The sequence below is a fragment of the Microbulbifer sp. genome (assembly GCF_036563125.1).
GTDB lineage: Bacteria > Pseudomonadota > Gammaproteobacteria > Pseudomonadales > Cellvibrionaceae > Microbulbifer.
The window spans coordinates 1-5,372 of sequence record NZ_DATCMV010000053.1 but is presented as its reverse complement, the minus strand read 5'-3'; the positions used below and the strand labels follow the sequence as shown (position 1 = coordinate 5,372).

The following is a 5,372-nucleotide window of genomic DNA, read 5'->3' as shown; positions in this document are numbered from 1 at the left end:
TTTTCAAGACGTCACCGTGCGGCACCATGTTGGCCGCTCGTTCCGGTCCGATACCAAGCTTGGCGTAGCGTCCGGCGAGCGCGGTCACGTAGTAGGGGTTCGAGCTCACGATGCCGCCGAGCTCGATCCAGCGCTTCACCTGCTCGGGTTGCGCGAAGCCGAAATGCACGAGCACCGTGCGGTGATCCTTGCGCGGTTTGCGCGCCATCGCTTTTTCGAGCTCTCCGAGCAATACATCGAGACCGGCGTCACCGTTATTGTGAACGTGGATCTGGTAGCCGGCGTCCCAGTAGGTCTGGAACATGAACCCGAACGCCGGCGGGTCGATGATCCATGCACCGTGGTGGCCGTCTGTGTAGCCATCTCTCATCTGCATGAGCTGGCTGTAAATAGCGCCATCGGTAAAGAGCTTCACCTGCCCGGGTAGGTACCAGGTGCGGCCACTGCCCCAGTTCTCAACCTTGCGTGTTTCTGCGAGCAGGCTTTTGGCATCGTCTGGCTTGATCGCATAGAAGCTCTTGCCGTCACCGATAAAGCAGTGGTTGAACGGCGTGGCGTCATCCGAGTACACCGCGTTGACCGCATCCTGCAATTTTTTCGACAGGAATCCACCTGGCTCGCAGGCGAGGGTGATGCCATTGCGATGGTAATAGTCTTCCGTGTATTCGAGTCCACGCCGAAATTGCTCTGCGGAGGCCAGGTAAGGAGTGAGCTTCGGGAGGATTCCGATCACGCCCTGTTCGTAGAAATGCCCCTTGGGTAAGTCGATCATCGACTTGGCGCTCGCCCCGAGGCTGGATACGTAGGACTCGTCGATACCTGTCAGCTCGAGCGCGGCGGTATTTAGGTAAAACTCGTGCTGTGACCGGTGCCATACGAAAACTGGAAAATCCGGCGCCAGCTCGTCGAGCAGGGTCCGTGACATATCGCCGTGAAAGTAATGGTGATAACCCCAGGTGATAAACGGCTTGCTCTTGTCCTTATGGGCACTGAGTGCCTCCTTCAGGCGCGCCCGGTAACCCTTTTCATCGCGTACGGCGGGGGAGAACCCGTCGATGGTGTCCCAGTCCTCAATTGAAATGACCTTCATGTTCATCGCCAGTGCCGCCAGCACCGGGTGAACGTGTTGCTCGACGAAGCCGGGCATCACAATCTTGTCGTTGAGCGATTTGTCGAGGCGCGCATTCTTGCCAACCGCCGCACTTACTTCGCCCCGGGTGCCGACCGCGACGAACTTGCCGTCGCGCACCGCGATCGCCTCGGCTTTCGGCCTCTTCGGGTCCATGGTGATGAATTCACGGGCCGTGTAGATCACGGTTTGCGGTGATTGTTCAGCCAGAGGATCGAGATCCTGCAACCGGATGACCTGTGTCCACGCTATGACCGGCAAGGTAAGTAAACATGCGCAAGCCATCGTTGGTAGTTTTGCCAAAAAAGACATATCTCTTCCCATCCTTGGGCGGGCCAATAAACGCAGTCAGGGGATCACTTGACCGTGACCTCTGCATTCAATGTCACTTCCGCATTCAATGAGTTGGTCACCAGGCAGCTTTGCTCGGACTTCTCCAGCAGCTTGTGGGCCTTCTCCATATCCGTGCCCTCGGGTACTTCCAGCTTCGCATTCACTTCAAACGCGGTGAAGCAGGTCTTGCGGCCGTCCTTGTCCAGGGTGCCGGTGGCACTGCAATCCAGCGCCGTCCATTCCAGGCCATTGAATTTGGCGATGGCGCGAAACGTGAGGATAAAGCAGTCGGCGACCGCCGCTACCAGCAGATCTTCCGGGGACCAGTGATCACCCGGGCCACCGAACTGCGCCGGCGGTGCCGAGACCAGCGGGGCGACGCCCTCGGTGGTCAGGGTGATGTTGCTTTCGGTAGTTGCACTTGCGGTGACCAGGTAATGGTGGGGAAGGGCTTGCATGGGGTCTCCAAATAATTGAGCGGTTTTATCTTGGCAGAGTAGTCTCGACATATCCCTGCCGCCAATGCATGCTGATTTGGCGGATTTTTTATACCAGAATGCCACGGCGTGTCTTTGATCTAACGCAGGTCGGCATGTTGTGCGCCCCGCGAATCATCGTTTTTCGGCAACGCCGCCGCGTATTTGGCTAAAGGCGTAAGGCGTAAGGCGTGGCAATCCCCGGAACCGGGCGTCGCTATGATATCGACGGACTGCACACCCTCGCATAACCACCTTGTCTCTGATTTTTTCATAAGATCTGGTTATAAGATGATGATCGACATCTATTGGCTATCTTGAATGATGGTCGTAATATAATGTGCAGGCGGCGTCCCGGCCGCTCATCTGATTGCCACAGGAGCACGACTATGCCGTCTATCGTTATCGCAGGTTACAAGCGCTCGCCGTTTCACTTTGCACGCAAGGGCGCGCTGGTGGATGTGCGACCGGACGATCTCGCCGCCCAGGTACTGCGCGGTCTGGTGGATTCCCTGGATGTGAACCCGGCGGAAATCGAGGATGTGATCATGGGCTGTGCCTATCCCGAGGCGGAGCAGGGCATGAACATCGCGCGCATCGCCAGCTTCCGCGCGGGCTTCCCGCAGCATCTGGGGGGCATGACCATCAACCGTTTCTGTGGCTCGTCCATGAGCGCGGTGCATTACGCCTACGGGCAGATCGCGGCGGGCGCCGGTGAGGTGTTTATCGCCGCCGGTGTAGAGTCCATGACCCGGGTACCCATGGGCGGATTCAACATATCGCCGAACCCGACGCTGCTGGAGACTTTCCCGCAGGTGTACATGTCCATGGGCCACACCGCCGAAGAGGTGGCCAAGCGCTACGGTGTAAGCCGGGTGGAGCAGGAGTCCTTTGCCGTGGAATCCCACAGCAAGGCGGCGGCTGCGCAGCAGCGCGGTTTGCTGGCGTCGGAAATTGTCGCGCTGGAAACACCTAATGGATTGGTCGCCGAGGACGGCTGTATCCGGCCCGGTACCAATGCGGAAGCGCTGGCGCAGCTGAAGCCGGCGTTTGATGGCACCGTGACCGCGGGCACTGCCTCACCATTGACCGATGGTGCGGCGGCGCTGCTGGTGTGTACCGAATCCTTCGCGCGCAGTCGCGGCCTGGAAATTCTCGCGCGGATCAAGGCGGTGGCGGTGGCAGGCTGTGCGCCGGAAATCATGGGCATGGGGCCGCTGCACGCCACCCGCAAGCTGCTGGATCGCGCCGGTCTCGGCATTACAGATATCGGCCTGGTGGAAATCAATGAAGCCTTCGCCAGCCAGTCCATTGCCTGCGTGCGTGAACTGGGGCTGGATATGGTGCGGGTCAACCTGCACGGTGGCGCCACCGCGCTGGGGCATCCGCTGGGGGCGACCGGTGCGCGCATTACCGGCAAGGCGGCGGCACTGTTGCGCGACAGCGATGAGCGCTATGCGGTGGCCACCCAGTGCATCGCCGGTGGCCAGGGCGTCGCGACCCTACTGGAGCGTGTCGATTCCTGAGTGGCATGGGAGTAGGTATTGTGCGATTTCGTCGTTAATATGACGTGCGACATCTGAAGTGAGGGCGTCATGCGCTATTCCAAAGAACACAAGGCCGAAACCCGCCAGCGTATCGTCGAGGAGGCCTCGCGGCGTTTTCGCCGCGACGGCATCGGTGCCACCGGCTTGCAGGCGCTGATGAAAGCGCTGGGGCTGACCCACGGCGGTTTCTACGCGCACTTCAAATCCAAGGACGATTTGGTGGAAACCGCACTGCAGCACGCGGTGGAAGAGCGCGACGAGGCGGTGGATGAGTTTATGAGCGCGGATGAGCCGCTGCAGACGCTGATTGAGCAGTATCTGTCGGCGGCCCACTGCAAGCACCCCGAGCAGGGCTGCCCGCTACCGACCATGGCCGCAGAACTGGGCCAGCGCGGTGAACCCAGTGCCACCACAGATCAGCTGGTGAAAAAGCGCCTGGAACAGATCGCCGCGGGGCTCGGTGGCGATGAAAGCGCGGATGAGCGCAGCGTGCTGGTGTTGTCCGCCATGGTCGGCGCCCTGCAACTGTCGCGCAGTGTGAAGAACAAGCGCTTATCCGACCGTATCCTGAAAACCACGGCCCGGCTGTTGGACGAAATGGCCGAATCCTGAACGCCGGGAACGGGAAAAAGGAGAGGGAAAAAGGAGAGGGAAGGGGAGTGGGTTAACGCTGTCCCTGGTAGTGCATCAGCACAATATCGCGCCCCTGCTTCTGGTAGGTGTGGAAGCGGTCGACAATCGCCGAAGGCAGTCCGGCTTCATCCACTTCCACATAGCCAAGGGATTCGTAGAGCGCGACCAGATGCCGGTAGGGGAAGGTGAAGGTGCTCGCGTCATAGGCCTCTGCCATCCGCGCCAGCAGTAACCGCGCCACGCCGTGCCCGCGAACACCTTCCGCCACCGCGACACCGGCTAGCAGCTGGCTGTCGGTCAGTTTCCGCAGCGAGCCACAGGCAATGATCTGGTTCTTGCCATCGCGGATCACCATACAGGGATCGTGCCGCCGCGCTTTGCCGCGAAAATTATGGGTGCGGTAGAATTTGTTGGCTAACGGCATTTCCGCATCGGAGAGCCACTGGGCAGTCAACGTATCAGTAGAAAAATCCGGTTCCATATCACCCTATGCCACGCGAAATCTGCCCAACCTGCCAACGCCCCCTCAAGGTCTGCTACTGCAGCGCGCTGGTGCATATCCCCAATCGGATAAGGGTGCTCATCATACAGCACCCCCTGGAGCAGAAGCACCCTTTCAACACCGGACGCATGGCGCACCTTTGCCTGGATAACAGCGAAATGGTTGTGGCGGAGCAGTTGTCGGAGGAAGCGCTGGCGCAGTTGCTGAAGCCCAGATCTGCATTGCTGTATCCCTCACTGAGTTGGTTGCCGGAGGTGGAACAATTGAAGCCCGGCACGCAGCAGGCGGAAGCGCTTGAACAACTGGTTGTGATTGATGCGACCTGGCGGAAGTCCAAGAAAATGCTGCATTTGCACCCTGTGTTGCAGCGGTTGCCACGGGTGAGTTTTGCAGGGCAGCTGCATTCCAATTACCAGATTCGCCATTCCTCGCTGGAGAACAGCCTGTCCACGTTGGAAAGTATTGTGTTGGCGATGCAGGAACTGGAGCCGGAGCACGATTTTGCACCGATACTGGAACCATTCGAGAAAATGATTTCACTGCAGGCCAATCTCAGTGGAACCGAAAAGCCGGAAATGGAAAATCGTTCCGAGCCGTTCGGAAAATAGAATTTAAATTTGAGGAACGATGGCCGTGACCAGACAGAAAGTTGCCGTGGTAACCGGTGGTGCACAGGGTATCGGTAAAGCAATTTGTGATGCGTTTGCAGAGCAGGGCGTTGCCGTGTGTTCTATCGACCTGCAGGGCGGTGT

General features: G+C 59.1%; 7 protein-coding genes. 4 read left to right on the top strand and 3 right to left on the bottom strand.

Annotated features, from left to right (window positions below; all coding sequences use genetic code 11):
- Both VIL80_RS03980 and VIL80_RS03975 read right to left on the bottom strand, forming a co-directional pair.
- Positions 1–1,441: amidohydrolase (locus VIL80_RS03980; RefSeq protein ID WP_332034863.1), on the bottom strand; the 1,441-nt coding region annotated here is incomplete at its 3' end.
- Positions 1,442–1,485: 44 nt separating this feature from the next.
- Positions 1,486–1,920: an OsmC family protein gene (locus VIL80_RS03975; RefSeq protein ID WP_332034862.1), complete on the bottom strand. Its 435-nt coding sequence runs from the start codon at positions 1,918–1,920 to the stop codon at positions 1,486–1,488.
- Positions 1,921–2,327: 407 nt separating this feature from the next.
- Here VIL80_RS03975 and VIL80_RS03970 point away from each other — a divergent pair, with 407 nt between their 5' ends.
- Positions 2,328–3,464 (top strand): thiolase family protein, encoded by a 1,137-nt coding sequence (locus tag VIL80_RS03970; RefSeq protein ID WP_332034861.1) that lies wholly within the window; start codon positions 2,328–2,330, stop codon positions 3,462–3,464.
- Between the two features lie 69 nt (positions 3,465–3,533).
- Positions 3,534–4,097, top strand: a complete 564-nt coding sequence (locus VIL80_RS03965) for a TetR/AcrR family transcriptional regulator (protein ID WP_332034860.1) — start codon at positions 3,534–3,536, stop codon at positions 4,095–4,097.
- A gap of 52 nt (positions 4,098–4,149) precedes the next feature.
- On the opposite strand, the gene VIL80_RS03960 is transcribed toward VIL80_RS03965, so the two are convergent.
- Positions 4,150–4,599, bottom strand: coding sequence for a GNAT family N-acetyltransferase (locus VIL80_RS03960; RefSeq protein WP_332034859.1), 450 nt, complete (start codon positions 4,597–4,599; stop codon positions 4,150–4,152).
- 8 nt (positions 4,600–4,607) lie between these two features.
- Here VIL80_RS03960 and VIL80_RS03955 point away from each other — a divergent pair, with 8 nt between their 5' ends.
- Together VIL80_RS03955 and VIL80_RS16770 are read left to right on the top strand one after the other, a co-directional pair.
- Positions 4,608–5,228, top strand: a complete 621-nt coding sequence (locus tag VIL80_RS03955) for a tRNA-uridine aminocarboxypropyltransferase (RefSeq protein WP_332034858.1) — start codon at positions 4,608–4,610, stop codon at positions 5,226–5,228.
- A 19-nt stretch (positions 5,229–5,247) separates the two neighbouring features.
- A partial coding sequence (locus VIL80_RS16770) for an SDR family NAD(P)-dependent oxidoreductase (RefSeq protein WP_414684515.1) occupies positions 5,248–5,372 on the top strand: 125 nt, incomplete at its 3' end.

Bases quoted from the DNA above. Each gene is read 5' to 3' on its own strand.
- VIL80_RS03960 (WP_332034859.1), bottom strand. From the start codon at position 4,599: ATGGAACCGGATTTTTCTACTGATACGTTGACTGCCCAGTGGCTCTCC.
- VIL80_RS03955 (WP_332034858.1), top strand. From the start codon at position 4,608: ATGCCACGCGAAATCTGCCCAACCTGCCAACGCCCCCTCAAGGTCTGC.
- VIL80_RS03975 (WP_332034862.1), bottom strand. From the start codon at position 1,920: ATGCAAGCCCTTCCCCACCATTACCTGGTCACCGCAAGTGCAACTACC.
- VIL80_RS03965 (WP_332034860.1), top strand. From the start codon at position 3,534: ATGCGCTATTCCAAAGAACACAAGGCCGAAACCCGCCAGCGTATCGTC.
- VIL80_RS03970 (WP_332034861.1), top strand. From the start codon at position 2,328: ATGCCGTCTATCGTTATCGCAGGTTACAAGCGCTCGCCGTTTCACTTT.